Genomic DNA, 25173 nt, shown 5'->3' with positions numbered 1-25173 from the left:
TACATGCGTCTTATCCCAAAATCGTCACCGGCTTTTGCGAGACATGCTTTAACAGCATCTTGTCTTCGTCCGGACGTAAGGTCAGCACCCGCACGCCATTCGGCGTGACAGCCACCGTATGCTCGAACTGTGCCGATAATTTTCCATCCCGCGTCACGACCGTCCAGCCGTCTTTTTCGGTCTTTACCTTGGCTGTGCCCTGATTGAGCATTGGTTCAATGGTGAACACCATGCCTTCGCGCAGACGCAGGCCTGTTCCGGGCTTGCCGAAATGCAGAACCTGCGGCTCCTCATGCATTTCGTGACCAATGCCATGGCCACAATAGTCACGCACCACGCTGTAATTATGGCGCTTGGCATGCCGCTCAATCGCATAACCGATATCGCCCAGCGTGGCGCCGGGGCGCACGGCGGCGATGCCCTTCCACAGTGCCTCATAGCTCACGCGCACCAGACGCGAAGCGAACGGAGCGACGTCACCAACCATATAGGTTTTGCTGGAATCAGCGATATAGCCGTCCTTCTCCAGCGTAATGTCGAAATTGATAATTTCGCCATTTTCGATGATTTCGCTCTCCGAAGGCATGCCGTGGCAAACAACCTCATTTTTCGAGGCATTGAGCACATAAGGAAAATCATATTGGCCCTTGCTGGCCGGTCGCGCCTTGAGCGCGCGCGTAATATAATCCTCAACCAGATCATTGACCTGCATCGTGGTCATACCGGCAAGCGCCGTGCGATCCAGAAGGGTAAAAACGGAAGCCAGCAGCGCACCCGAAGCCGCCATTTTTTCCAGTTCAGCAGCTGTCTTGATCATGACAGCTGCACCGACAGAACAGGAAGCTCAACCCGGGCGGCGCGCAACTGCATCTGTACAATTTCATTAAACGACATTTCCGGATTTGCCTGCGCGAGCATACCGATTTTCATCCAGTATTCGGCCTGCGCATTGATCGAACGGCACATGACATCGCTTGCCTTACGCAGCTCTTCATGCAGTTCATCCCCGATTTTTACGATACCCATGGCGTCCTCTGTTAGAGCCATTCTGATCTGATTTTATCAGATCAGCACTCCAAGCTGTTGTTTTAGCGTGCGTCTTACCCGAAACCATTTCATGTGTTCCTGGATGCAAAGCGCTATACGAAACATATATGATTCATATACAATTTTTAAATCGCAGAGGGCAACTGTTTCTTGCGCTTGACTCTTGGCTTTGACGATTCAATACTAGAACATAACATGAACAATTGATGGGGTTTTTGACGTGAGCGGCATCGACATCGCGGCGTTGCGGCGCATGGTTACGGCCATCGAAGGCAACAATCCGCAAGGAAATTTTGCACAAGAAACAGGAGCAGGCAGTGGGCGTGCAGGCACTTTTACGCTCGGCCTTGCCGGGGCCGATGCCGCCTTTCCGCATGGTCTGAGAGGCGATGCACTGCATGAGGTTTTTGCTGAAAATCCCGGTGCACATATGGCCGCAACCGGCTTTGCGCTGGCGCTGGCTTTGCGTGCCTCCCGTTCAAAACGGGCAATTATCTGGATTGAGGAAGAAAGGGCATCAAGCGAATATGGTGGACTTTATCCACCGGGCCTTCATGCATTCGGCATTGATCCGTCCCGGCTTCTGATCGTGCGCTGCCCCAGCGCACAGGATGTTTTGAAAGCATCCAATGATGCGCTTGAAGAGGCAAGCGGCAAGGCTTCAAACCTCATCTCCGGCGTCGTCGCCGCGGTGACGGGGCAACCGAAATGTCTCGATCTGACTGCTTCACGTCGCCTGCTTCTGGCAACAGAAACCGCGCATCTGCCGGTCATCCTGCTCAGAAGCCACCGCACAGGCGTGCAAAGTGCTGCTGTCAGCCGCTGGCGGGTGGCACCTGCGCCATCTCGCTCCAGCGGCGCGAATGCACCCGGTATGCCTGTCTTTTCCGCCGTGCTTGAGCGCAACCGGCACGGCTCCTGCGGACAGTGGATCATGGAATGGAACAATGAAAACCTTGAATTTGGAGCAAGCGAAAGGGATGACAGAACGCGTTTTCCTCGCCCTGTGGTTTCCGTTCCTGCCGACCGACCGGCTGCGCCGCGCCGCTCTGCATGATGGCAAACAGCAACGGCCGCTTGTTGTGAGCGAGCGCATGGCCAATGCCTTGCGCCTGATGGCGGTGGACGCCAAAGCAGCCAAGCTCGGCCTTTTCCCTGGCATGGCGCTGACCGATGCACGGGCGCGGGTGGAAGGGCTGGAAGTGGCAACAGCCGCACCGGAGCACGATTGCGCACTGCTTAAGCGTCTTGCCCATTGGTGCGAGCGTTACACACCGCTTATAGCTTTTGATGCGCCGCATGGTCTGATGCTCGACATCACCGGCTGTGCGCATCTCTTTGGCGGGCTTGCCGCCATGCGTGAGGACGCTGTCATGCGGATTGAACGGACGGGCCTGAACATACAGGCAGCCGTTGCCGATAACAGCTTTGCCGCACGGTTGCTTGCACGCGGAACAAAAGGCGGTGTTTTCAGCAGATCTGATGCCGACCGGCTGTTGCCGCGCCTGCCGCTCTCGTCTCTTGAACTCACGGAGGCTGCGGAAACAGGTCTCAAACGGGCCGGGCTAAAGCGTATCGGCGATGTCATGGCACTGCCCCGCGCAGCACTCACCGCGCGTTTTGGAGCCGACCTTGCCACCAAGCTTGACCGGCTGGCTCGACAGGAGCGCGCACCAATTTCGCCCTTGCGCATCGTACCGCTCAACATGGCCGAACGCCGCCTGCCTGAACCGGTGAACGCCATGGAACTGGTCGAACGCCTCTTGCAGGAATTGGCGCAGGAGCTGTTTGCGCTTCTTGAAATTGAGGGCAAAGGGGCGCTTCTGATCGAAGCTTCCTTCTTTCGGGTCGATGGCGAGGTGCGCCATATCCGTATCGAAACCGGCCAGCCTTTGCGTGAAGATCGGGTATTTCTCAGGCTCGCACGGGAGCGGCTCAATGCGTTGACCGATCCGCTTGATGCCGGTTTTGGCTTCGACATGATCCGTCTCGCAGCACTTCGCAGCGGAGCCATTGCCCAGCGCCAGACAGGGCTTGATCAGCATGAAGAAGACGAAGCTGGCTTCAGCCAGTTGATCGACCGGCTTTCGGCACGGCTGGGGCAGGAGCGCGTGCTGGTTTCCTTTTCGCGCAATACGCATATTCCCGAACGTGCTTTTGGCCTGCGTTCTGCCCTGCAAAACCGCAAAAGCGAGGCCGATTATGACATTGGTCCGACACTTCCCGATGATCCGCCAGCGCGACCAATAAAACTGTTTCATCCGCCGCAGCCAATCGAGAGTATTGCGGAAGTGCCCGACAGCCCACCCTCGTTTTTCCTGTGGCGGCGCGTGCGTCATCATGTGCGGCTTGCCGAAGGACCAGAACGAATCGAGCCGGAATGGTGGCTCGCAATCGGCCATGATGTGCCGCAGCTGCGCGACTACTACCGCGTGGAGGATGATAACGGCCAGCGTTTCTGGATTTTTCGCGAGGGGCTTTATGATGGCTCCAACCATCCCCGCTGGTTTTTGCATGGGTTGTTTGCGTGATGCCCCGCTATTTTGAAATGGCAGTCGCCAGCAACTTTTCTTTCTTGAGTGGTGCATCGCATCCGCAGGAACTGGTGATGCAGGCTCACGCGCTTGGGCTGTCCGGCATCGGCATTGCCGACCGCAACACGCTGGCCGGTGTGGTTCGCGCCCACGCGGCGTGGAAAGAGATTCGCGACACATGCGACTTCCGCCTGTTCATCGGCTGCCGCCTTTCCTTTACTGATGGCACACCCGATATGGTTGCCTATCCGCGTGATCGCGCGGCCTATGGGCAATTGTGCCGCCTGCTGACAACAGGAAAACATCGCGCTTCCACCAAGGGCGAATGTCATCTCGAATGGGGCGATCTGCTGTTCCGCGCGCGGCAGTTTCAGATTGCCGTCTTTGCGCCCGACGAAGACGAGCCGGATTTTGCCGCGCGTCTGACGGAGATCGCACAGGCGGCTCCCGGCTCTGTCTGGCTGGCGCTGACCATGCCCCATCAAGGCCATGACGGGCGCCGTGCCGAACGCATCGCAGGTTTTGCAGCGGCAGCAAATGTGCCGCTGCTTGCCACCAATGACGTGCTTTATCACCACCCTGATCGCCGCGCGTTGCAGGATGTGCTGACAGCAACGCGGCATCACACAACGGTTTTTGCAGCCGGGCGGCTGCTTGAAAAAAATGCCGAGCGCCACCTCAAACCATCGCATGAAATGCTGCGTCTGTTCCGCAATTACGCAACAGCAATCAAAGCGACAGTCGATTTTGTGGCTCCCATCACATTCAGGCTTGATGAATTGAAATATGATTATCCTGATGAGCCAGTACCGCCCGGCAAGACACCGCAGCAGCATCTGCATGATCTCACATGGGCGGGTGCTGCCAGGCATTATGGTGCAGATACGATTCCAGCCAAAGTTCAGACGCTAATCAACAAGGAGCTGGCGCTGATTGAACAGCTGCAATATGCGGCTTACTTTCTCACCGTCTATGACATTGTGCAGTTTGCCAAATCGAAGAATATCCTATGTCAGGGACGCGGTTCGGCAGCCAATTCGGCTGTCTGTTTTTGCCTTGGTGTGACCGGCGTTGATCCAACGCAAGTGGATCTCCTGTTCGAACGCTTCCTTTCGGTCGAACGCAAGGAGCCACCGGATATCGACGTCGATTTCGAGCACGAGCGGCGCGAAGAAGTGATGCAGTATATCTACAATCGCTACACCACCGATCGTGCGGCGATTGTCGCGACCGTCATCAGCTATCGCTCGCGCAGTGCGATCCGCGATGTCGGCAAGGCACTGGGCCTGACGGAAGACGTGACGGCAGCACTTGCCAACACAGTCTGGGGCATATCAGGTGGCGGCATCGACAAGCAGCATATCCGCCAGGCGGGGCTTGATCCTGACAATCCCATCATCCGGCGTGCGGTCGAACTGGCACTGGAACTGATCGGCTTTCCACGCCACCTTTCGCAACATGTCGGCGGTTTTGTCCTGACGCGCGACCGGCTTGACGAAACGGTGCCCATTGGCCCGGCAGCGATGGACAAACGCTATTTTATCGAATGGGACAAAGACGATATTGATGAAGTGGGATTGATGAAGGTGGACGTGCTGTCGCTCGGTATGCTCACCTGCATCCGCAAAGCTTTCGACCTCATTCACACCCATAAGCCGCATCTTTATGGCGGCGAAAAGCTGACGCTCGCCAATTTGGAACGCGAGGATAAAATCGTCTATGACATGCTCTGCAAGGGCGATTCGCTTGGCGTGTTTCAGGTGGAAAGCCGCGCGCAGATGAACATGCTGCCGCGCCTGAAACCACGTATATTCTATGACCTTGTCATTCAGGTCGCCATTGTGCGCCCCGGCCCCATTCAAGGCGACATGGTGCATCCTTATTTGAGACGGCGAAGCGGGCAGGAGAACGTCACTTACCCCTCGCCCTCCCCCGAACATGGTGAGCCAGACGAACTCAGAAAAATTCTGGAGAAGACCAAAGGCGTGCCGCTGTTTCAGGAGCAGGCCATGCGGATTGCCATTGAGGCCGCTAAATTCACGCCCGATGAGGCCAATCTTCTGCGCCGCGCCATGGCGACTTTCCGCAAGGTTGGGACCATCCACACCATGCAGGAAAAAATGATCGATGGCATGGTCAACCGTGGCTACGATCGCACATTTGCCGAAAATTGTTTCAACCAGATCAAGGGCTTTGGCGAATATGGTTTTCCGGAAAGCCATGCGGCAAGCTTCGCGCATCTGGTCTATATTTCCGCATGGATCAAATGCCACCATCCAGACGTATTCGCAGCAGCACTTCTCAATTCGCAACCCATGGGCTTTTACGCCCCCGCGCAGATCGTGCGCGATGCGCGCGAGCATGGCGTGATTGTGTTGCCAATCGATGTGAATTTCAGCCAGTGGGATAATATTCTGGAAAACCGGCCCGGCAAACAACCAGCGCTGCGGCTCGGCTTTCGCCAGATCGACGGGTTTTCCGAACGCAATGCCGACCTTCTTCATGCAGGTCAGCACGAGCCTTATCGCAGTATTGAGGATATGCATCGCCGCCTGCGGCTTGACCGGCGCAGTTTCACGCTTCTGGCCGATGCCGATGCTTTTGGCTCACTTAACATTGATCGTCGTGCCGCGCTTTGGGCCGTGCGCCGCCTGCCCAATGATGAAACGCTGCCGCTGTTTCGTGCCGCTGAAACAAGCGAACTCGCAGAAGAACCGCGCACAAAGCTCCCCGAGATGGCTGCTTCCGAGCATGTGATTGCCGATTATGAAACGACCCGCCTCTCACTTAAAGGTCATCCCATGCAATATCTGCGTGAAGGGCTTGCAGCTCAAGGCGTGTCCACCTGCCGGGCCGTGCAGGAAGGCAAACAGGGGGGACGCATGAAAGTGGCCGGTGTTGTCACTGTGCGCCAGCGCCCCGGCAGTGCCAAGGGCGTGGTGTTCCTGACGATTGAGGATGAAACGGGCATTGCCAATATCGTCATCTGGCCGAAGATCATGAAGGCGTTTCGTCGCGAAGTGATGGGCGCTCGGCTTATTCTGATTGACGGGCAGGTTCAGCGCAGCCCGGAAGGTGTGGTGCATCTGGTCGCATCAAAGCTGGAAGATCGCTCTGCCACACTGATTGAAATGAGTGGACGGGAATCACAAAGGCTCATGACACCTTCAGAAACCACAGCGCGTCATCCGCGCAATGTGAAGGTGATGCCGAACTCACGCGACTTTCACTAAGATTGAGCTTCTGGCGGTCTGCAAATGGCGCCTTGCTGCGCTTCCGGTGCGCATGTACCTTAAAGTACACTCCGCTCCGGTTCTCGCAAAACACCATTTTCGGCACGCCATAAACTCAATCTGATGCCGTGCATTTCGTCAGTTTCAGGTTCCAACAACAAAAACCGCACAATAATGCAGTGCAGCGCCGACCACGACAAAAGCGTGCCAGATGGCATTTTGAAAGCGCAAACGCTCCCAGACGTGAAAGATCACACCCAGTGAATAAACCATGCCACCCGCTGCGATCAGCCAGAAGACGGCTGGTGGCAATGACTGCACCATGGTGTCATAGACCATGACACCACTCCAGCCGAGCGCGAGATAAAGCAGGATCGATAGGCGATCAAAGCGTCCGGGCATAAAGAGTTTGAGCATGATGCCAATGAAAGCCACGCCCCAGACAAAGAGAAGCAAAGGCCAAGCACGATCGCCCATATGGATCGCGAAAGGCGTGTAAGTTCCGGCAATCAGCAGATAAATCGCCGAATGATCGAAACGGCGCAAAAACCATTTTGTCGGCGAGGCCGGCCAGATATTATAGACTGCCGAAATACCAAGCGCTGCCAGAAGGCTTGCCAGATAGACACCTGAAGAAATGGAAGTGGCTGCTGACATGTTGGGCAGAAAATAGAGCAACATGGCAATGGCGCCGGCAAGCGCCAGTGCGACGCCCAGCACATGAATGATACCATCGACCCACAACTCGGCCCGGTCATATTTCCAGTTGATTGGATAAGGCAGCTTTACATTCATCACACGCACTCATGTCTTTTCATGTGAGACGCACATTTGCCCAAAAAGTGTGAAACAGTTTTCGGAGTGCGCGCTCAAGACAGCAAACTGCCATCGCATTGCAGCATCAAGATGACAGTTGCAGAATGCGGTTATTGCACAGAAGGGGTATAAGACGCCTGAACTGGTGCGACGCCGGGAAGCGGCGCTGAAGCGCCGTCTGGCAGCGTTTCTGTTTCAGCAGAGACGATTGCTGCTTCGCGCGTTGGACCACCACGCTTCCAACTGCCGTCGAGACCTGTTTCCTGCAACAATCCCTTGCGCTTGGCATCATAATAATAGCCACGTGCATAATAGCGCACAGCCTGACTTTCATCACCGCCTGCAACCTTATAAGCGCCGGAGAGATAACGAACGGCATATTTCAGGTTCGTTTCGGCATCAAGAAGCCCCTTGGGGTTGCCCTTGTAGCCCATGCCCCGCGCCGTTGGATGGCTGATCTGCATCAAGCCCCAGTAAGGTCCATTGCGCGCTCCGGGGTTAAAGCGGCTTTCGCGATGCACCACACGACGCACCAGACGCTCCGGCACATCATAGGCAACCGAATATTTGGTGATCAGATCGTCGAGGCCTTCGGGTGCATGGTCCGGCGTTTCAAATGCCATATTGGTGGCAAGAGATGCAGGCGAGGCTGCTGCCTGCGCGCCAGCAAAGGCCATCATCGGCTCTGACTGCCCGCGAATACCGGGAATTGGCACAACAGATGGGAGCACCGGATTTTCAAGCGATGCGACAGTCTGCGTGCCGGGTGTCGCATTGGCATCGGCGACAGTGACAGCACCCTGAGCAGGCGCGGCAGCAACTTTGGCCGAATTTTCTGCCGGTGAGACCAGCGCCGTTTTTCCAGACTTGCCATCGCTCGTTGTGTTGCATGCGCTCAAAGCGGCAGCGCAACCAAGGAGAAGAACCCCTTTAAGGACCGTAGACGAAAATGGTTTGGAGAAAGCCTGAAAATGCATGATTGACCGATCCTATGAATCGAAATCTTGTTCAATGCGTTTTTCGAGTTCAACAAGATCTTCCGGCAAAGGCATACCAGTCGCTTTCAACGCGTTGAGCTTCTCGCGAACAGTTTCCCGAATCTCATGAACGTCCTGCGGCTGGTTGACCATCTGCTCAAACAGCAGGGCGATTTCCGCTTTGATGTCCTCGAATGCCATAAGACCCTCTTGGCTTGAGCGGGTCCGTTTTGCGGCCCGGTTCAGACAATATTCTTTCAATCGATAACCGTCATGTATCACGCAAAAGACACAGAACGGAAGCCCTCAAAGTTGCAACAACGCCAAAATGAATATTTCAACGCGTAACACAGCGATTTCAAACCTCAAAGAATACGCGGCAGCATTGTATCTATCGCATTGAAATCACGCGCCAAAATCCCAAGATCATCCAATCCGAGGCCACCATGCGGATCAAACAGATAAATACTCATCCATATGAGTCCGCATGTCAGCAAAATCGCGAGAATCGTCAGAAGCAGAAGGCGGCGACCGAGAGCGACATTGGAGCCAGCTCCCTCGGGTGGGTTCTTGTTCATATTCAATCGTCGTTCGTGGCGTTCAATTCTTCCGGTGGTGTACCATGTTCTGACGCCGCGGCAAGATAGCCCTGCTGCACAAGTGCGTTCCTCAAAATGAGAATGATAGCCTCACTCTGATTGATACCCGGATGCGTCTCATTGATGAAACGTTCAAGCGCGTCATGCACGTCCATGGGGAGATAGGTGCTCATCGTTCCTCCTTGATCAGACAACTGTTACGGCAAGCGAACCGATACCGCTCACGGTTCCTTGCAGTACGTCTCCGCGCTTTACAGCGCCAACACCTGCGGGCGTGCCGGTATAAATCAGATCACCCGGTTGCAGCACGAAAAGCGATGACAGATAGGCAATGGTTTCCGGCACCTTCCAGATCATCTGGTTAAGATCACCGGACTGGCGCGTTTCGCCATTGATTTTCAGCGTAATTGCGGCCGAATCCGGGTGACCGACTTCCGACACGGGCACGATAGCCGAGCAAGGGGCCGAATGTTCAAACGCCTTTGCCACTTCCCACGGACGGCCCGCCTTCTTGGCGACAGCCTGTAAATCACGCCGCGTCATGTCGATACCGACTGCATAGCCATAGACATGGTCGAGCGCCGTTTCGACAGCAATATCCTTGCCGCCCGTCTTGAGCGCGACAACGAGTTCAATCTCGTGATGCACGTCTTCAGTCTTTGGCGGATAGGGGAAATCACCGCCATTGATAACCAGATTATCCGGGTTCTTCTGGAAGAAAAAAGGCGGATTGCGTGTAGGATCGCCGCCCATTTCAATGGCGTGATCGGCATAGTTCTGACCAACACAATAGATGCGGTGCACGGGAAAGCGTGCTTCTGTTCCCTTCACAGGCACGAATGGCTGTGGTGCGGGGGCGAACACATAATTTATCATAAAAGGCTTATCCCGTGAGAATATGACTGATGTTGAATATCATGCAGCCAGCAGGCATTTGCCGCAAGGCTTTCGCATGCAATTTTCCGTCATGTCTTATGCCGTTGTAACAACATAATTTGCATTGCGTGAGGATGAGATCACAAGTTCTGCATTGGGAATATCGTTGGAAAGTGCGCGTTCGCGTGCTGCATCCTGGCTATGCCCATAATCAAGCCAGCGCTGAATAAGGCGGCGTTCCAGCGCGGCAAAAGGCACGTCCAGAAAGATCGACATATCGAAGAACGATGCAAGACGCGTCCATGGTTGTTGATCAAGCAGCAGATAATTGCCCTCAACCAGCAGAATCCGGTGATCGGCATGCACGATTGCTCCGCCAGCGCGGGCAAGATCAAGCGTGCGGTCGAAAACCGGGATAACAACGTCTTCCTGCGCGTTTTTCAGTCGCGCCAAAAGTGCTGCAAAGCCTGCACAATCGAAAGTCTGCGGTGCGCCTTTCCGCTTGCGAAGCCCGCATTCATCCAGGATGGCATTGTCCAGATGAAAGCCATCCATTGGCACAACGACAGCCGGCCCCGCCTCACCTTTATTGATCGCATCGCGCAGATAGCCGGAGAGCGTCGACTTGCCAGCTCCCGGAGGTCCAGCAATTGCAACAATCAGGCGGCCATCTGTTTCGGAAAGCTTCGAGAGAATTTGCGCAGGCAGGCTTTCGGCTGGGCAAGGCTTCATATGAGGCACCTGAATTGAAAAATGAGCGTGTGTTTAGAGAAGAAACACACAGTTTGTTATTTTCAAACAATAAGTTTGATCTATCTTGTCTTGCTATGACCGCAAAGACTGATCACTTGCACCCACCAAGACTATTTTAATCGAACGGGAAAAATATGACCGTCAAGACAATTGCCACCACGCCCTTTCAGGATCAGCAGCCCGGCACATCGGGCCTGCGCAAGAAAGTGCCGGTTTTCCAGCAGCCCAATTATGCCGAAAACTTCATCCAGTCGGTTTTCGATGTGCTGGAAGGGTTTACGGGCAAGACCCTCGTGGTCGGCGGCGATGGACGCTTTTATAATCGCGAAGTGATCCAGAAAGTTATCAAGATCGCAGCCGCCAATGGCTTTGGCCGTATCATGGTTGGGCAGGGTGGCATTCTTTCGACGCCTGCCGCTTCCAACATGATCCGCAAATACAAGGCTTTTGGTGGCCTCATTCTTTCTGCAAGCCACAATCCCGGTGGTCCGACCGAAGATTTTGGCATCAAATACAATATCGGCAATGGCGGCCCGGCACCGGAAAAGATCACTGAAGCGATCTTTGCGCGCTCAAAAGTGATTGATCAATACAAGATCACCGATGCAGCCGATATCGATCTCAACACGATTGGAGCCTTTAAGGTTGGCGAAACAGAGATCGTGGTCTTTGACCCCGTCGCTGATTACGCCGAACTGATGGAAAGCCTGTTCGACTTTGACGCGATCCGCACGATGATCAAAGGCGGCTTTGCGCTGAAGTTCGACGCGATGCATGCCGTTACCGGCCCTTACGCCAAGGAGATCTTTGAACATCGTCTCGGTGCGCCGGAAGGCAGCGTGATGAATTTCGTGCCGCTGCCAGATTTTGGCGGCCATCACCCGGACCCTAATCTCGTTTATGCCAAAGCGCTCTACGATCTTCTGATGTCAGACAATGCACCCGATTTCGGTGCCGCATCAGACGGCGACGGCGACCGCAATCTCATCATCGGGCGCGGTATTTTTGTGACCCCATCCGATTCGCTTGCCATGCTTGCAGCCAATGCGCATCTGGCACCCGGCTATAAAAACGGCATCAAGGGCATTGCCCGCTCCATGCCAACGAGTGCTGCCGCTGATCGCGTTGCGGAGAAGCTTGGCATTGGCATGTATGAAACCCCGACGGGCTGGAAATTCTTCGGCAATCTGCTCGATCATGGCAAGGTCACGATCTGTGGTGAGGAAAGCTCCGGCACTGGCTCAGACCATGTGCGCGAAAAAGACGGGCTTTGGGCGGTTCTGCTCTGGCTCAACATTCTTGCCGTGCGCAAGGAAAGTGTGAAAGCCATTGTGGAGGAACATTGGGCGCGTTTTGGCCGCAACTATTACACCCGTCACGATTATGAAGCGGTGGATTCCGACATTGCAAAGAAGCTGGTTGCTGATTTGCGTGGCAAGCTTGCAAGCCTGCCGGGCACAAGCGTCAATGGCCTTAAGATCGAAAAGGCCGATGATTTTGCCTATCACGATCCGATCGATCATTCGGTAAGCGAGCATCAGGGCATCCGCATTTATTTTGAAGGCGGCGCGCGCGTGGTGCTGCGTCTTTCAGGCACCGGCACATCGGGCGCCACAATCCGCATCTATATCGAGCGCTATGAAGCAGATGCAGCCAAGCATAATCTCGACACGCAGGAGACGCTCGCGACACTGATCGATGCAGCAGAACAGATCGCTGAGGTGAAAAAGCGCAGCGGACGAACTGAGCCTTCGGTGATTACGTAAATAATAAAAGGGCCGCGTTGCGCGGCCCTTTCGTTTTATTCAAAAACAATTGCCGGAGCGGACTTTCCAGCGCCCTCACCAGATTTCATATTCGCCCAAACCTTGGCTGCTATATCGCGATAAATTTTCGCGTGCTCGCTGTCAGGTTCCACCACCGTAATCGGTGTGCCGTTATCCGAATGCGCGCGCACATCCATGTGCAGCGGCACTTCACCAAGGAACGGCACATTAAGACGTTCGGCTTCCTTGCGTGCGCCGCCGTGACCGAAAATGTCGTAGCGTTTGCCGGTATCGGGCGCGATAAAATAGCTCATGTTCTCGACAATACCCAAAAGTGGCACATCCACCTTGCGGAACATGGCAAGCCCCTTGCGCGCATCGATCAGCGCCAGATCCTGCGGCGTTGAAACAACAACGGCACCCGCCAGCGGCACCTGTTGCGCCATGGTGAGCTGTGCATCACCCGTACCCGGGGGCATATCGACGACCAGAACGTCAAGATTGCCCCATGCCACTTCGCGCAGCATCTGTGTCAGCGCCGACATGACCATAGGGCCGCGCCAGATCATCGGGGTTTCTTCATCCACCATGAAGCCCATCGACATCACTTTGATGCCGTAGTTTTCCATCGGCTTGAGCGTCCGGCCTTCGATTGTTTCCGGGCGACCGGAAAGGCCAAGCAGGCGCGGCATGGATGGGCCGTAAATATCGGCATCGAGAATGCCGACTTTCAAGCCATTTGCGGCCATGCCGAGCGCCAGATTGACAGCCGTGGTGGATTTGCCCACCCCACCCTTGCCGGATGCGACGGCAATGATGGCACCAACTCCGGGAATGCCGGGCTTTGTAGCCGGACGCGGTTGTGGTGGTTGGCGATTTGGTGCTGCCGCAGCCTGCGCGGGACGCGGCTGAGGTTTTGGCGGCGGCGGAGCATCGTCACTTGTGCGCCCGCCTTTCTTTTCAGCCGTCAGCGTGACCAGCGCACCGGACACGCCCGGAATTTCCTTGACTGTCTTTTCCGCAGCCAGCCGCATCGGCTCAAGCGCATTTGCGCGATCCGCCGGAACCGTTATCGAGAAAAAGACTTTACCGTCGGCAATAAAAATATCCGACACCAGACCAAGCGACACGACATCGCTTTCGAAATCTGGCCCTGTCACAGCCTTCAGCCGCTCCAGAACCTGTTCACGCGTTACGCCTGACATTCTTCCAACCTCGTCTGCGGCAAGCTCTCCGCTTGCTCGCTTTGCATATCTTGAGATAATCCAGTTTCAGCCAAAAGGCCAATAGATGTGAACAAAGAGTTTTAAGCCAGGCAGGTGACATAATGGCCAAAGCCATCCACACAATGATACGCGTTCTTGATGAAGCGCGCTCAGTTTCCTTCTACGATCAGGCCTTTGGCCTGAAAATCGCCGAGCGCATCGATTTCGAAAGCTTCACACTGGTCTATCTGCGCAATGACGAAGCCGATTTCGAAGTTGAGCTGACCGTTAATAAGGGGCGCACTGAAGCCTATAATCTCGGCGATGGCTATGGCCATGTCGCTTTCGTGGTCGATGATCTTGATGCGGAACATGTCCGTTTCGCAGAACTCGGCTTCAAGGTCGGCAAGCTGGTCGATTTCAAGAACGGTGATGTGCCGGTTGCGCGCTTCTTCTTTGTTGAAGACCCGGATGGCTATAAGATTGAAGTCATTCAACGCGGTGGACGGTATCAATAAGGACAATGCGGCGCGTAGAGCGCATAAACTGACCGCTCACCTGAGTGCATCCTAATCAACAAGCTTCTATTTGACGCTTGGCAAAGACAGCCGCTTCGGAATAGATAAAGTCGATCCTGAGGGAGAATTTTGGGTTGAACATGCGCGCAGTCCAGTTCCGGGCAACATTGGCAATACGCATTTTGAGCGTATTGGCGTTGTTGCTCGTCGCTTTCGGACACAAGCCGGTGATATTCGCTGCGCCCGAACCATTGCTGCTTGCGCAATATGTTCTGCCCGATGGCAGCTATCCGGTGCTTTGCATCACCGACCATGCAGTCGATCAAGAAAGTCATGATCAGGACCAGCATCTGCACAACAGCAATATTTGTGATGCCTGCCGCATTTCGTCAGCACTCCTTTGCCCCTTGCCTGCTGCATCGACCGGGGCCGCACCCAACATTGCAGCGGCAGAAGTTATTCTTCCATCAGAACCCATTTTAAAGCAGACCATCTATCCACCGTCCGCGCCACCACAAGCGCCACCCTTCGCCTGAGATTCATCTTCGCTTGCAAGCGTTTCAATGCGCTGCATCCCGACATATGATTATTCAGGTTTGAAACAATGAAAAACACTCGTCTTTTTACATCCGCCATTTCGCTTTTTGCCCTTTGCGCTTCCGCGGGAATCGTCAATGCCCATTCCTCGCTTGATCAGAGCGAAGCGATGGCTGGTAGCCGCTACAAGGCGATTATCCGCATCCCGCATGGTTGTGATGGCAAAGCGACCACTGCTGTCAAAGTGGAGCTTCCCGAAGGATTTGTTTCCGCACAGCCACAGCCGAAGGCTGGCTGGAAGATCGAAACAGCCAAAGGCGACTATGCCCAAAGCTACAAGGTCCATGGCAAGGATGTGACCTCAGGCCTTAAACAGGTGACATGGAGCGAAGGCGAACTGCCAAGCGACTTCTATGACGAATTCGTGGTTGTCGGCCAGCTTGCCAAATTCGACAAGGATACAACGCTTTCCTTCCCTGTGACGCAATTCTGCGGAACGGATGATTCCGTGGCCTGGACAGACATTGCAAAGGATGGTCAGAACCCGCATGATCTCAAGCATCCAGCGCCACAGCTTCGCGTGTTGGCCGCAGCAAGTGCCGACGAACATGCCGGACATGATATGCACGGCAATGCGAGCAGCAGCACACATGCAGATCATGGCGATCATGCCATGGCTGCAATCAAAGTGGGTGATCTCAGCATCAGTGGACCTTCTATCCGTGCCATGGTTCCCGGCGCGAAAGTTGCCGGCGGTTTCCTCACCATCAAAAATGACGGCAAAGAGGCTGACACGCTGGTCGGCGTTACAACGACCGGCGTCAAGCGCGTTGAAATCCATGAAATGACCATGGAGAATCAGGTCATGAAAATGCGCCCACTCAAGAACGGATTGGATATTCCAGCAGGCGAGAGCGTTGCGCTGAAATCGGGCGGCTATCACCTGATGTTCATTCAGCCCGAGCATCCTTACAAGGAAGGCGACAAGGTTTCCGCGACGCTTGAATTCGCAAAAGCCGGGAAGGTCGATGTGGAGTTTCCGGTAACTGCGCAAAGCGGTAAGTCTGACGACCATTCAAACCACTAAAGCATGTCGCGAAAAAGTGGGAACCGCCTTTGCGGGGAAATCAGTCTACCGGACTGATTTCCATTCCCGCTACGATCAGAGAACGACATGCGTCAAAACAAGAAGATAGAGCGTGCGTATCGGGCAGGATTAAGCGCGACACGCTCTGAATAGAAAAGACGGGTGCATAGACGACTTATGCGCCCGTTTGCCGCAACCGCTACCCAATTGTAGTGATTGCGTTCTCCGGCTATTGCTATAAACATGAGTTCAATAGTCTAGAATAATTCTACACTATTGAAATAATTCACTTTTATAAAAGATGAGTAATTGACTCCAGATCAATTTACAGCTTTTATGCAGTTGAGTTATTTTGTGCAGCCTTTGATGTTTGGGCCTTGAACCCGTTCGATTGGAGGACCCGATGATCGGTGTCAGTGAATGCCGGTTCGCAAATGTAGATGGATTGCCGTGGCAACTTCATCTTTTGCCGACCGGATACTGCAATGTGCGAGGGGAAACAGAACGCCTCGCAAATCATAAGCAGCGAGACGGTTTGGCTGTTTATACCTCTGAACAGAGGCGCAAATGAATATGCGTATCTCCGAACTCAATGGCACCAACAGCGTGGGCTATTATGACCGCCTGCCGGAAAAGCTGGTGCTTGAGGGCTACCGCCGCTGGACTGCGGGGTTTGAAACCGGCTCAATCATTCCATGGGAAATGACCTGGGGTCTTTATGCGGAAGTGCTTGGCGCGTCAGAAGCGAAACGGGCTGTGGGCGAACTTTCGCAGTTTATCCGCGTGTTGCGCCATTGCGCCAGCTGCCCACTGCGCGCCTTTCCATTCGATTCGCACCATGTTTGCCGGGAAGAGTGCCTGACACTCGGTCTTATCTCCGGCATTCAGAATCAGGATGGCTTGTTGCTCGATACCTGTCTTGAGGCCATTGCCTGCAAACGACGGTGCAATGATGTGGCAGACGCCGCACGCAATTTTGCCGACACATTGGCGGATTTCGGACAGACTTTGCTGCCAATACCCATCCATGCCATCGACAGTGCTTTGAGCATAACCCGGCGCGCGACCTTTCACTGATGTGAAAAACGCTGCGTAGGATTTTTTTGATTTAGGCCGCGCAAAGCGGCACGAGGAGACCCAACATGCAAGCCAGAACCGAACGACGCCTCGGCTTTGTTGCAGCCATTGCGCTCACCACAGCAGCCTTTGCGGTGCCAGCGGTATCGACACAGATGGCACAGGATATCACTGCGCCTGCAAAACGCCATGCATCGGTGGATAGCATGAAGCTTGAACTTTCCCGCCTTGTCGCCTTTGCCGACAGTGCGTCTAAGCCTGTTCATTACGAGTAAACAGAAGACCAATCAACCGGGCGAAACGCCTCCAGTCCGTCCGGTCGAACATGAGAGCGCGTGTATTGTTGATATGCACGCGCTCTGTTTTTTGCTTCAAACCTATTGCGATCAGCTCACGATGATCGGCGCTTTTCCCTGAACACGGTTATAAAGATCAATAATGTCCTGGTTCATCAGGCGGATGCAGCCTGAGGACATAGACTGGCCAATAGACCACCATTCCGGCGAGCCATGGATGCGGTAACCCGTATCACGACCATTCTGGAAGATATAAAGCGCACGCGCCCCAAGCGGGTTTTGTGGACCCGGCTCCTGACCATTACGGTATTTCTCAAGGTCCGGTCGGCGCTGAATCATTTCAGGCGGCGGCGTCCAGCGCGGCCATTGCTTCTTATACTGAACATTGGCGCGGCCCTGCCATTCAAAGCCTGCCTTGCCGATGCCAACGCCATATCGCAGCGCTTCGCCACCGGGCAAGACATAGTAAAGAAAGTGATCTTTGGTAACGACAACGATCGTTCCCGGCGCTTCGCCTGTCGGATCGGGTACGATCTGCCGGCGGAACTCTTTCGGTACTTTCTGATAGGGAATTGCCGGAAGCGCATAAGGCCCTTCCTGCACCGAAGCATACATCACATCCGGCGTGGTAATATTCTTATCAATGCTGATCTGCGGACGCATCGGCGTGATGCCACCCGTCGACATTGGATCGACATTCATCTGGAATGCAGACATATCCATGCTTTGCGAACAGCCTGCAACACCGCCCAGCATCGCAGCACCAGTGCCCATCAGAAAATGACGGCGGCTTAATCTTTCAGTCAGTTTCGACATACAATTCGCCCAACTCAAAATACGGCAAAATACCTTCTTACGCTGGGAACAATTTGCGTCTTTATGGTTGAGGAAGCGTTAAACACCTCGCGCAAACGTTAAGAAAAACCGGGGGCGCAACAGTGGGTAGAAAAAAGGCCGGGGGATATGCCCGGCCTTTGATCGCATTTTCGATCAATAATCTTTTTCGTAGAAAATACCGGCGCTCGAGTCACCCTCCGATCCCAAAGCACCCTTGACCTTGAGATTGCGGGAGATGTCCAGATTAACCGTTCCTTTGGTCGTGCCAGCAGAACCCGCTTCGACACCCAGATAAATATTATCGCGAATATAACGACCTGCACGGACCGCAGTCTGCCCCTTGCTATCGGTCACAACATCAATGTCATCAAGCCCCGTGCCCTGACGCAGCTTGCTCATGAGCGAATTATTCGAACCACCCGCAAGCTCGGCAGCCGCAGCCGCAAGCTGGGCGATCTGGAAGGCTGACAACTCACCAATCGAACGCTTGAATATCAGATGCGCCAGCACTTCATCCTGCGGCAATTCCGGCGAGGAGGAGAATGCGATGTTCAGATTATCAACCGTACCCGTCACCGTCACAATTGCCGTAATGTCATCCCCTTCACTGCGGGCAACGAAATTGAGCTGAGGATTAAGATCACCGACCAGCGTGACATGACCTTCATCAAAGGTAATGCGCTGGCCGAGAATTCCGATGCGGCCACGAATAAGATCAAACGAGCCAACAGGCTGGATGTTTGTCACTGGACCGGTCAAACGAACGCGACCGCCAAGTTCCGTATCCAAACCCCGGCCCCGGACAAATATCTGGTTGGGTGCGTTGACAAGCACATCAAGACGCGGAACCGTCGGACGGGACGTTGGTGTCGGCACGCTGCCACGACGTGTCTCAACCTTGGCACGCTCCAGCGTTTTAAGAACATTTGCCGGTGTGTTGATATGGCGTACAGGGACATAGGCCGCGCCACCGCCCAGATTTTCTGGCACAGTTATTTCTGCACGTTCAACATCGATACGGCCAGCAATCAGTGGATCACGCATCAATGGCCCGGTGATCGAAATGCCACCACTCACAGTGGCAACGACGAGCTTGCCGTCAGCATACCGCGCACGATCAAGCTTGATGTCGATATTGGCCGGGAAATTTGCGCTCGCATTTGTCGAAATCGTACCGCTTGCGGAAATCTTACCTCCACTGCCAAAGGTCGCATTGACCTGACGGAGCGTGATTGTCTCACCCTCCATCGCCCCCATCACATTGATGGCGTTCAATCGGACATTGGTTTCTGGATCGATAAACTGCGCACCCGATGTCGAGAACATACCGCGCAGTTGCGGTCTGTCAAAGCCACCTGAAACATTGGCTGTCAGCGAAAGTGTACCACTCACCTGCGAACCGCGATCAGCAAGGAAACGGTTGGCGAGCGCCAGCGGAACATTGCCCGAAACATCCACGCCAAGCCCCTGCCCCGAAAACGGCACCTTGCCTTTGGCTGTGATGTTGAGACCCTGCGGACCATCCACGTTCAAAGAAGAAATATCAACCGCCATGGCCGCGTAATTACCCGCAGCCTGCAAGCTTAACGGCGCAAGTCCGTTGTCACGCAACGGCTTTGCAGCCAGGCCTGTACCACGCAGATTAAACTGGGCTGCCGGATTGGTCATCGGTCCTGTGACCCGTGCCGTGCCGGTGACATTGCCTGCAAGGTCCTGTCCTTTTACCGCGCCGTTGAGTGCTGCCAAAGGAAGATTGGTCAGGTTGACATCAACTGCAAGCTCGCCTTTGCCAAGCGGGACGCCGCCCTTAGCGGTGACATCAATACCGCCGCCGCCGCTTACATGCGCATCGACATTCAAACGATTGCTGTCAGAACTGCCCTTTGCATCCGCATCAAGCGGCGCAATACCCTGATCTTTAAGCTGCGCTGCGCTCACACCACGCGCAGAAATATCAAAAGTGGCATTCGGATTCTCGCGCGTACCGGTAACGCGCGCCGTACCGTTAACGATACCGCCAAGACCAAGTTCGGGTTTGAAAGTATTGGCCAGCGCCAGCGGCAAATTTTTCAGTGCAACCGAAAGATCAAGGCTTTCTCCAATCGCACCATTCACCTTGACCTGTCCATCGCCGGTATTGACGATGATATCGCCGAAAGAAATATCGCTGCCTTTCATGGCAATGGTTGCGGGTGCAGCAAGCACGGCTGAAAGCGAACCCTGTTTCACGTCAGCTGAAGCAAGCCCCAGTTCAAAACCGCCATCTTTTGGCTCAAGCGAACCGGATGCATTGGCCAAAGTGCCAATCTTGAGCTTGGTGCTCGCGGTAAAATCGGTCTTTGTCCCTGTTGCATTGGCCTTGGCATCAAAACTGTCGATTCCAAAAGTGCCAACCAGAATATCGCGTGCGCTGGCCGTTCCATCGACAACCGGCACGCCGAACAGATCCTGCGCGCTTGCGGCAATATCTGCAGATGCGATATGATTTCCGTTGATTTTCAGACCATTGGCCTTGGCGTTGACAGTTGCATTCTGGCGTTCACCATTGGCATCAAGCGTGATGTCGGCATTGGCGGAACCCGTCGCATCAGCAAGGAAAAGTGCAGCTGCGGTTGAAATATCAGGCGCATCAACCATGAGTTGGCCCGCAAGCAAACCTTTGGCATTCTGCGTCACGTCACCGGAAACATGTGTGCCGCCTGCATTGAACACGAGATTGGTCAGGCGCTTCTCGTCATTGACGATATCGATGAGCGTGCCAAGATCGATCTTCTGGCCATTGAGAAGTGCACTGCCTGCAAGCTTGCCTGAAAGCGATGCGCCTGTTGTGGCATTGCCATCCAGCAACGCATTGAAATCGAGCGCGCCATCGGCGAGCTTGCGATCAGCAAGTGTTCCCTGTGGTGCGTCGGCGCGCAGCGCCAGAGCGATCAGTTTGTCATCGCCGCGCGCGCTGCCTTTGATCGTCATGCGGCCTGAGGCTTTGTCAGACAGAAGCTTCATATCGGACAGCATGACACCGAAATCGAAATCTGCCTTATCAGATGCAAAAGAGCCGTTGGCGGTGATTTCGCTCAGCGCATTTCCAATGCGGAAATCGCGTGCAGCAAAGCCTGCCGCACTGCGGGCAATTCCGCCGCTCATGCGGACTTCGCCATCAAGAATATTATCGACAGCTTGCGTACCGGTGCGCATATTTTGCGCCGTGCCATCGAGATTGAGATCAAAAGCACCACTGATGGGGCTAACCTTACCGGAGGCCTTCACATCGATGCTGCCCGCAAGATCGCGCCCGGCCAGTTCCGCATAAGGAGCGAGGCTTGCAATTTTTGCAAGAATATCGCCGTTGAAGATGAAATCATCGATGTTGCCGTTTAGCTCAAGGCTCAGGCCATTGCCCTCAATACCAGCCTTTTCAAGTTGTACCGGGGAACCGGAACGCCAGCCACCATTGATCAGGACATCAATTTTATCACCCAAAGCTTCGGCGATTTTCCGATCGGGCGCGTTGATGCCGCTTACACCGCCATCAACGTTAAATGTGATATGGCGGTTCGTTGCATCATTCAGATTTTCAGCCACCCCCCCCATATCAAGGGCGATGCTGGAAGCCGAAACAGAGGCATTTTTAAAGCCGGAAACCGCAAGCTTACCCGTCCAATCATTGGTCGGACGATCACCGTAGGCGATTTGCAGCGTCGCATTGTTGATCGTGGTTTGCGCACCTTTGACCGGCAGCAAAACTTCACCTTTGCTGTCATCGCGAATATCTGCATCCACACGCAGCTTGTTCAAAAAGCCGCTCGTGTCGGATTCAGCAGAAGCCTTGATCTTCATCGCAGCCGTATTGAGTGCAAGATCATCAAGACGGAACCCGCCGCCATCTTTCAGAAGCCCATTTGCAGTCAATGCCGTATCGGCACCAAAGAAATCACGGAAAGCAGGCGGGACAAGAACAGAAATCGGGCCATTGATCTGTGTGGCAAAGACACGTCCATCAGCGCGGCGCACCAGTGTAAAGCCACCCGTCAGCGTGCGGCTGCCATTGGTATCAAGGGCCAGATCAATCTTGAGATCATCAAGCGTACCATTGCCCGTCAGCGTCAGATCGACAGGCGGATATCCCTCAATATTGAGCAGATTGGCAACGATACCATTGGAAGGCTCGCTCACTTTCAGATCAAGATCAAGTTTCTGATCGGCATTGGCATAGGCTGCGCGCAAGGCAAAATTGCCACCCGGACCATCCAAACGCTTGATATCGAACGTGGAATTCAGCGAGCCATCCGCCAGCGACAGACTTCCATTCAGCGACACTTCCGATTGCAGCCCAAAAATCTCCTGGCCAAAATACAGATGAGCGACATCAAGACTATCAATATTGATCGACAGCGGCAGTTCCGGCAGGCTGAAAGTCGATGATTCCGGCGATGGAAGACTGTTGTCCGGCAACGGCTTGCGAATGAAATCAATGCGTTCAGCCACCAGCGACTGAATGCTCAAACGGCCGGTAAAAAGCGCCGTGCGGCTCCAGTTGAGCTTTGCATTTTCAATGCGCAGCCAAACGCCTTCGCGGTCAGCAATCGTGATCTGCCCGACACTTGCCTCAGACGACAAAAGTCCGCTCAGACCCGAAAACTGGATACGACGGTTGGGCGCGGAAAGTTTGCTCTCCACAAAAGAAATGAAATAAGACTTCTCCTCTTCCTGCTGCGGCTGCTGTGCGAGCGCTGGAATGGCGAAAAGAATGAAGGCCAAGAGTGCTAGAAATCTGGTCAAAACGCCTGTCCTATGCCCACATAAAATGCATAGCTCGGATCGCCCGAGCGGCGGTTAAGCGGAAGAGCGACATCGAGACGGATCGGCCCAAGCCCTGTCAGGTAACGCAGGCCAAGGCCCGTGCCTATGCGCATTTGTTCTGAAAAATCCGGATAGGACTGTTCGCCGACATAGCCTGCATCGACAAAGCCCACGACACCAATTGAATCGGTGACACGCGTACGCACTTCACCCGATGCCTCAACCAGCGAGCGCCCGCCAATCGTGTCGCCCGTCGCTGTTTGAACACCGATACTGCGATAGGAATAGCCACGAACTGAGCCGCCACCACCTGCAAGGAACAACTGATTGGGTGGGATATCCGCAATACCGGCGCCAACGACAGAGCCAAGTTTCACGCGGCCAGCGAGAATAACGCGGTCTGTGGCACCAAAGCCGTAATAAGCGCGTCCTTCCGCCGTGAAGCGGGTCGCAAAATTGCCACGCTGGAACTCATAGAACGGCTGAATGTTGCCTTCCAGATAAACACCCGAGCTTGGATCGGGCTTGTTGTTCCGGCCATCGTAAAGAAGATTGCCTTCAAGACCACCTGTCGTAAATTCGCGTTTTCCGAAATAATCGTCATCGAAGCGCCCATGGCTTGCCTTGGCATAAAGTGCGCCGGAAAGCTCATCACTGAAAATCTGCGTGAAGCCGGTCTTCGCATTGATCGACGTTTCCGTATAGGCATCAAGCACTTCACGCTTGGCATCAAGGGCGGCAACGAAATCCGTATCAGGCGTGTAAACGCCGGGCTTTGCGAAGCTCGTTCCAAGCGTATAGGTGTAATTGGACGGATCGAAGGAATTGTCCTGTGAACCGCCGACACCACTGACCTTGGCATCGAAACGCAAGCGCTCGCCGCGTCCGAACAGGTTGCGGTGCATCCAGTAACCGGTGACACCAAAGCCGTCGAGCGTGGAAAACTCGGCACCAAAACCAAAGCGACGTGGCTTGCGCTCCTGAACATTGAGCGTCATTGGCAGGCTGCCATCCGGCCCAATCTTTTCGGCTTCTTCAAAATTCATCGAGCGGAAGACTTCCATGCGACCAAGGCGCTTTTTTGCATCTTCGATGTCTTTGGGGCTGTATTGCTCACCCGGCTTCAATCCGGTCATCCAGGCGACAAATTGCGGGTCCATGCGCGCAGTACCAACCACGCTGACGGGGCCGTAATAAGCCTTTCTGCCCGGATCAAGCCCGATATCGGCAGCAACCCTATTGCCATCATGATCGGCAACAATGTCTTCTTTGGTGATCCTGGCTTTGGCATAGCCCTGCTGACGCCATGCCTCGACCGCCAGCCGCTCGGCTTTCAGGATGGTGCCTGAACGGGCGACCTGACCAGGAGCAAAACCGGCCTTTTCGACCGATTCCACCTGTTCCCTTTTGTCTGCAGGCGGCGGTGCGATATTGGATATGGCCGTGCGCGAGAACAAAAACTGCGGACCCGGATCAACCGAAATATCGATCTTCGCATTGTTTGGAATATCGGTATCGACTGGAATATCATTGGCTTCACGGCCATCAACCTTGATGGAAATCGTGCCGCCGTAACGACCTTCACCATAGAGTGCTGCCAGAATACGGCGATAATCGCCCCGTGCTTTCGCCAGAAGGCCCGCAGAACCCGATGCAGGCGTCTGTTCGTCGGAAACAAGGCCGGAGGCCCCTTCTATAACGGATTTAAGATCAGCATCGCTGCCATCGGCATTCTTGCGATTACCAACAGCGTTGACCTCAACCGAATAGCTTTTGGGATCAATAATATCAGGGTCGACGCTCTTGTCCTTACCCCAGAGGCGTATACCAAAGATTTCGAATGCCAAAGCGGGCGAAACGGTCATTGAAGCAAATTGCACCGCCAATGCGAGTACAATGAGACTTCTTCCCTGTATCGTCCTGTTACGCCTAGTCATACACGTTACTGTCCGGGTTCCAGAGCGTATTTCAATCTGATTGTATCAGATCAACACTCTAAACATTCGTTTCATGCGCATATTATCCGAAAACTGTTTTACACTTTTCGGGATGCGCGCTCCTTGACGACCGCCTCGGTAGCGCTTCGTCCTCCCCCACAATCCCAGGACGATTCAGGGATTAGCATAGAGTGGTGGGAAGACCAAGCTTCAACCCAGATGCGGTATGACATTTCGGGCTCAGACGAGAATCACAAACCTCCTTGCAAAGCCCGAAG

Annotated in this window: 22 protein-coding genes; 9 read left to right on the top strand and 13 right to left on the bottom strand. The window is 54.4% G+C overall.

Annotated features, from left to right (window positions below):
* Positions 1-10: 10 nt before the first annotated feature.
* Together map and ABE530_RS00655 are read right to left on the bottom strand one after the other, a co-directional pair.
* Complete coding sequence (gene map, locus ABE530_RS00660; RefSeq protein ID WP_499693283.1) at positions 11-817, bottom strand: type I methionyl aminopeptidase; 807 nt, start codon at positions 815-817, stop codon at positions 11-13.
* A complete protein-coding gene (locus tag ABE530_RS00655) occupies positions 814-1026 on the bottom strand; it encodes a ParD-like family protein (RefSeq protein WP_265983815.1) in 213 nt (70 codons plus the stop codon). The genes map and ABE530_RS00655 overlap by 4 nt, the downstream gene beginning before the upstream one ends.
* A 241-nt stretch (positions 1027-1267) precedes the next feature.
* Here ABE530_RS00655 and ABE530_RS00650 point away from each other — a divergent pair, with 241 nt between their 5' ends.
* From ABE530_RS00650 to ABE530_RS00640, 3 genes are read left to right on the top strand one after another with little or no spacing between them, the layout of a single operon-like run.
* On the top strand, positions 1268-2104 hold the full coding sequence (locus ABE530_RS00650; RefSeq protein ID WP_499693282.1) for an ImuA family protein: 837 nt from the start codon (positions 1268-1270) through the stop codon (positions 2102-2104).
* On the top strand, positions 1995-3578 hold the full coding sequence (locus ABE530_RS00645) for a Y-family DNA polymerase (RefSeq protein ID WP_499693281.1): 1584 nt from the start codon (positions 1995-1997) through the stop codon (positions 3576-3578). The genes ABE530_RS00650 and ABE530_RS00645 overlap by 110 nt, the downstream gene beginning before the upstream one ends.
* Entirely contained in the window at positions 3578-6814 is a 3237-nt protein-coding gene (locus ABE530_RS00640; RefSeq protein WP_499693280.1) for an error-prone DNA polymerase, read from the top strand. The genes ABE530_RS00645 and ABE530_RS00640 overlap by 1 nt, the downstream gene beginning before the upstream one ends.
* A gap of 144 nt (positions 6815-6958) precedes the next feature.
* Here ABE530_RS00640 and trhA read toward each other — a convergent pair whose 3' ends face one another.
* The 7 genes from trhA to ABE530_RS00605 all read right to left on the bottom strand — a co-directional run bounded on the left by trhA (position 6959) and on the right by ABE530_RS00605 (position 10814).
* Complete coding sequence (trhA, locus tag ABE530_RS00635; protein WP_265982649.1) at positions 6959-7609, bottom strand: PAQR family membrane homeostasis protein TrhA; 651 nt, start codon at positions 7607-7609, stop codon at positions 6959-6961.
* A 131-nt stretch (positions 7610-7740) separates the two neighbouring features.
* Entirely contained in the window at positions 7741-8607 is an 867-nt protein-coding gene (locus ABE530_RS00630) for a lytic transglycosylase domain-containing protein (RefSeq protein ID WP_265982648.1), read from the bottom strand.
* 12 nt (positions 8608-8619) lie between these two features.
* Complete coding sequence (locus ABE530_RS00625) at positions 8620-8808, bottom strand: hypothetical protein (protein ID WP_094578679.1); 189 nt, start codon at positions 8806-8808, stop codon at positions 8620-8622.
* 164 nt (positions 8809-8972) lie between these two features.
* A complete protein-coding gene (locus ABE530_RS00620; RefSeq protein ID WP_265982647.1) occupies positions 8973-9185 on the bottom strand; it encodes a hypothetical protein in 213 nt (70 codons plus the stop codon).
* A gap of 2 nt (positions 9186-9187) precedes the next feature.
* Positions 9188-9379, bottom strand: coding sequence for a hypothetical protein (locus ABE530_RS00615; protein WP_396995928.1), 192 nt, complete (start codon positions 9377-9379; stop codon positions 9188-9190).
* Positions 9380-9392: 13 nt separating this feature from the next.
* Positions 9393-10082: a fumarylacetoacetate hydrolase family protein gene (locus ABE530_RS00610; RefSeq protein ID WP_499693279.1), complete on the bottom strand. Its 690-nt coding sequence runs from the start codon at positions 10080-10082 to the stop codon at positions 9393-9395.
* Positions 10083-10178: 96 nt separating this feature from the next.
* Positions 10179-10814: a nucleoside/nucleotide kinase family protein gene (locus ABE530_RS00605; RefSeq protein WP_499693278.1), complete on the bottom strand. Its 636-nt coding sequence runs from the start codon at positions 10812-10814 to the stop codon at positions 10179-10181.
* A gap of 155 nt (positions 10815-10969) precedes the next feature.
* Here ABE530_RS00605 and ABE530_RS00600 point away from each other — a divergent pair, with 155 nt between their 5' ends.
* Positions 10970-12601 (top strand): alpha-D-glucose phosphate-specific phosphoglucomutase, encoded by a 1632-nt coding sequence (locus tag ABE530_RS00600; protein ID WP_499693277.1) that lies wholly within the window; start codon positions 10970-10972, stop codon positions 12599-12601.
* Between the two features lie 35 nt (positions 12602-12636).
* Here the strand turns inward: ABE530_RS00600 and apbC are convergent, their stop codons facing one another.
* Positions 12637-13806: an iron-sulfur cluster carrier protein ApbC gene (gene apbC / locus ABE530_RS00595; protein ID WP_499693276.1), complete on the bottom strand. Its 1170-nt coding sequence runs from the start codon at positions 13804-13806 to the stop codon at positions 12637-12639.
* A 122-nt stretch (positions 13807-13928) separates the two neighbouring features.
* On the opposite strand from apbC, the gene ABE530_RS00590 reads away from it, so the two are divergent.
* The 5 genes from ABE530_RS00590 (at position 13929) to ABE530_RS00570 (ending at position 17300) form a co-directional block, all read left to right on the top strand.
* Complete coding sequence (locus tag ABE530_RS00590) at positions 13929-14324, top strand: VOC family protein (RefSeq protein ID WP_499693275.1); 396 nt, start codon at positions 13929-13931, stop codon at positions 14322-14324.
* A gap of 134 nt (positions 14325-14458) precedes the next feature.
* Positions 14459-14860, top strand: coding sequence for a hypothetical protein (locus tag ABE530_RS00585; RefSeq protein ID WP_396995932.1), 402 nt, complete (start codon positions 14459-14461; stop codon positions 14858-14860).
* Between the two features lie 68 nt (positions 14861-14928).
* Entirely contained in the window at positions 14929-15948 is a 1020-nt protein-coding gene (locus ABE530_RS00580) for a DUF1775 domain-containing protein (RefSeq protein ID WP_265982640.1), read from the top strand.
* Positions 15949-16515: 567 nt separating this feature from the next.
* On the top strand, positions 16516-17025 hold the full coding sequence (locus ABE530_RS00575; RefSeq protein WP_265982639.1) for a hypothetical protein: 510 nt from the start codon (positions 16516-16518) through the stop codon (positions 17023-17025).
* Positions 17026-17090: 65 nt separating this feature from the next.
* A complete protein-coding gene (locus ABE530_RS00570) occupies positions 17091-17300 on the top strand; it encodes a hypothetical protein (protein ID WP_499693274.1) in 210 nt (69 codons plus the stop codon).
* Positions 17301-17411: 111 nt separating this feature from the next.
* On the opposite strand, the gene ABE530_RS00565 is transcribed toward ABE530_RS00570, so the two are convergent.
* From ABE530_RS00565 to ABE530_RS00555, 3 genes are all read right to left on the bottom strand, one after another.
* Positions 17412-18137 (bottom strand): L,D-transpeptidase, encoded by a 726-nt coding sequence (locus tag ABE530_RS00565; protein WP_265982638.1) that lies wholly within the window; start codon positions 18135-18137, stop codon positions 17412-17414.
* A 174-nt stretch (positions 18138-18311) separates the two neighbouring features.
* Complete coding sequence (locus ABE530_RS00560; protein WP_499693273.1) at positions 18312-22937, bottom strand: translocation/assembly module TamB domain-containing protein; 4626 nt, start codon at positions 22935-22937, stop codon at positions 18312-18314.
* Positions 22934-24895, bottom strand: a complete 1962-nt coding sequence (locus ABE530_RS00555) for an autotransporter assembly complex protein TamA (RefSeq protein WP_265982636.1) — start codon at positions 24893-24895, stop codon at positions 22934-22936. Before ABE530_RS00555 ends, ABE530_RS00560 begins: the two co-directional genes overlap by 4 nt.
* Between the last annotated feature and the right edge of the window lie 278 nt (positions 24896-25173).

This window comes from Brucella sp. TWI559 (assembly GCF_039674265.1).
GTDB classification, from domain to species: domain Bacteria; phylum Pseudomonadota; class Alphaproteobacteria; order Rhizobiales; family Rhizobiaceae; genus Brucella; species Brucella chromiisoli.
This window is presented reverse-complemented; position numbering and strand designations above follow the sequence as displayed.

Bases quoted from the DNA above. Each gene is read 5' to 3' on its own strand.
- map (WP_499693283.1), bottom strand. From the start codon at position 817: ATGATCAAGACAGCTGCTGAACTGGAAAAAATGGCGGCTTCGGGTGCG.
- ABE530_RS00655 (WP_265983815.1), bottom strand. From the start codon at position 1,026: ATGGGTATCGTAAAAATCGGGGATGAACTGCATGAAGAGCTGCGTAAG.
- ABE530_RS00645 (WP_499693281.1), top strand. From the start codon at position 1,995: ATGAAAACCTTGAATTTGGAGCAAGCGAAAGGGATGACAGAACGCGTT.
- ABE530_RS00640 (WP_499693280.1), top strand. From the start codon at position 3,578: ATGCCCCGCTATTTTGAAATGGCAGTCGCCAGCAACTTTTCTTTCTTG.
- trhA (WP_265982649.1), bottom strand. From the start codon at position 7,609: ATGAATGTAAAGCTGCCTTATCCAATCAACTGGAAATATGACCGGGCC.
- ABE530_RS00630 (WP_265982648.1), bottom strand. From the start codon at position 8,607: ATGCATTTTCAGGCTTTCTCCAAACCATTTTCGTCTACGGTCCTTAAA.
- ABE530_RS00625 (WP_094578679.1), bottom strand. From the start codon at position 8,808: ATGGCATTCGAGGACATCAAAGCGGAAATCGCCCTGCTGTTTGAGCAG.
- ABE530_RS00620 (WP_265982647.1), bottom strand. From the start codon at position 9,185: ATGAACAAGAACCCACCCGAGGGAGCTGGCTCCAATGTCGCTCTCGGT.
- ABE530_RS00615 (WP_396995928.1), bottom strand. From the start codon at position 9,379: ATGAGCACCTATCTCCCCATGGACGTGCATGACGCGCTTGAACGTTTC.
- ABE530_RS00610 (WP_499693279.1), bottom strand. From the start codon at position 10,082: ATGATAAATTATGTGTTCGCCCCCGCACCACAGCCATTCGTGCCTGTG.
- ABE530_RS00605 (WP_499693278.1), bottom strand. From the start codon at position 10,814: ATGAAGCCTTGCCCAGCCGAAAGCCTGCCTGCGCAAATTCTCTCGAAG.
- ABE530_RS00600 (WP_499693277.1), top strand. From the start codon at position 10,970: ATGACCGTCAAGACAATTGCCACCACGCCCTTTCAGGATCAGCAGCCC.
- apbC (WP_499693276.1), bottom strand. From the start codon at position 13,806: ATGTCAGGCGTAACGCGTGAACAGGTTCTGGAGCGGCTGAAGGCTGTG.
- ABE530_RS00590 (WP_499693275.1), top strand. From the start codon at position 13,929: ATGGCCAAAGCCATCCACACAATGATACGCGTTCTTGATGAAGCGCGC.
- ABE530_RS00580 (WP_265982640.1), top strand. From the start codon at position 14,929: ATGAAAAACACTCGTCTTTTTACATCCGCCATTTCGCTTTTTGCCCTT.
- ABE530_RS00575 (WP_265982639.1), top strand. From the start codon at position 16,516: ATGAATATGCGTATCTCCGAACTCAATGGCACCAACAGCGTGGGCTAT.
- ABE530_RS00570 (WP_499693274.1), top strand. From the start codon at position 17,091: ATGCAAGCCAGAACCGAACGACGCCTCGGCTTTGTTGCAGCCATTGCG.
- ABE530_RS00565 (WP_265982638.1), bottom strand. From the start codon at position 18,137: ATGTCGAAACTGACTGAAAGATTAAGCCGCCGTCATTTTCTGATGGGC.
- ABE530_RS00555 (WP_265982636.1), bottom strand. From the start codon at position 24,895: ATGACTAGGCGTAACAGGACGATACAGGGAAGAAGTCTCATTGTACTC.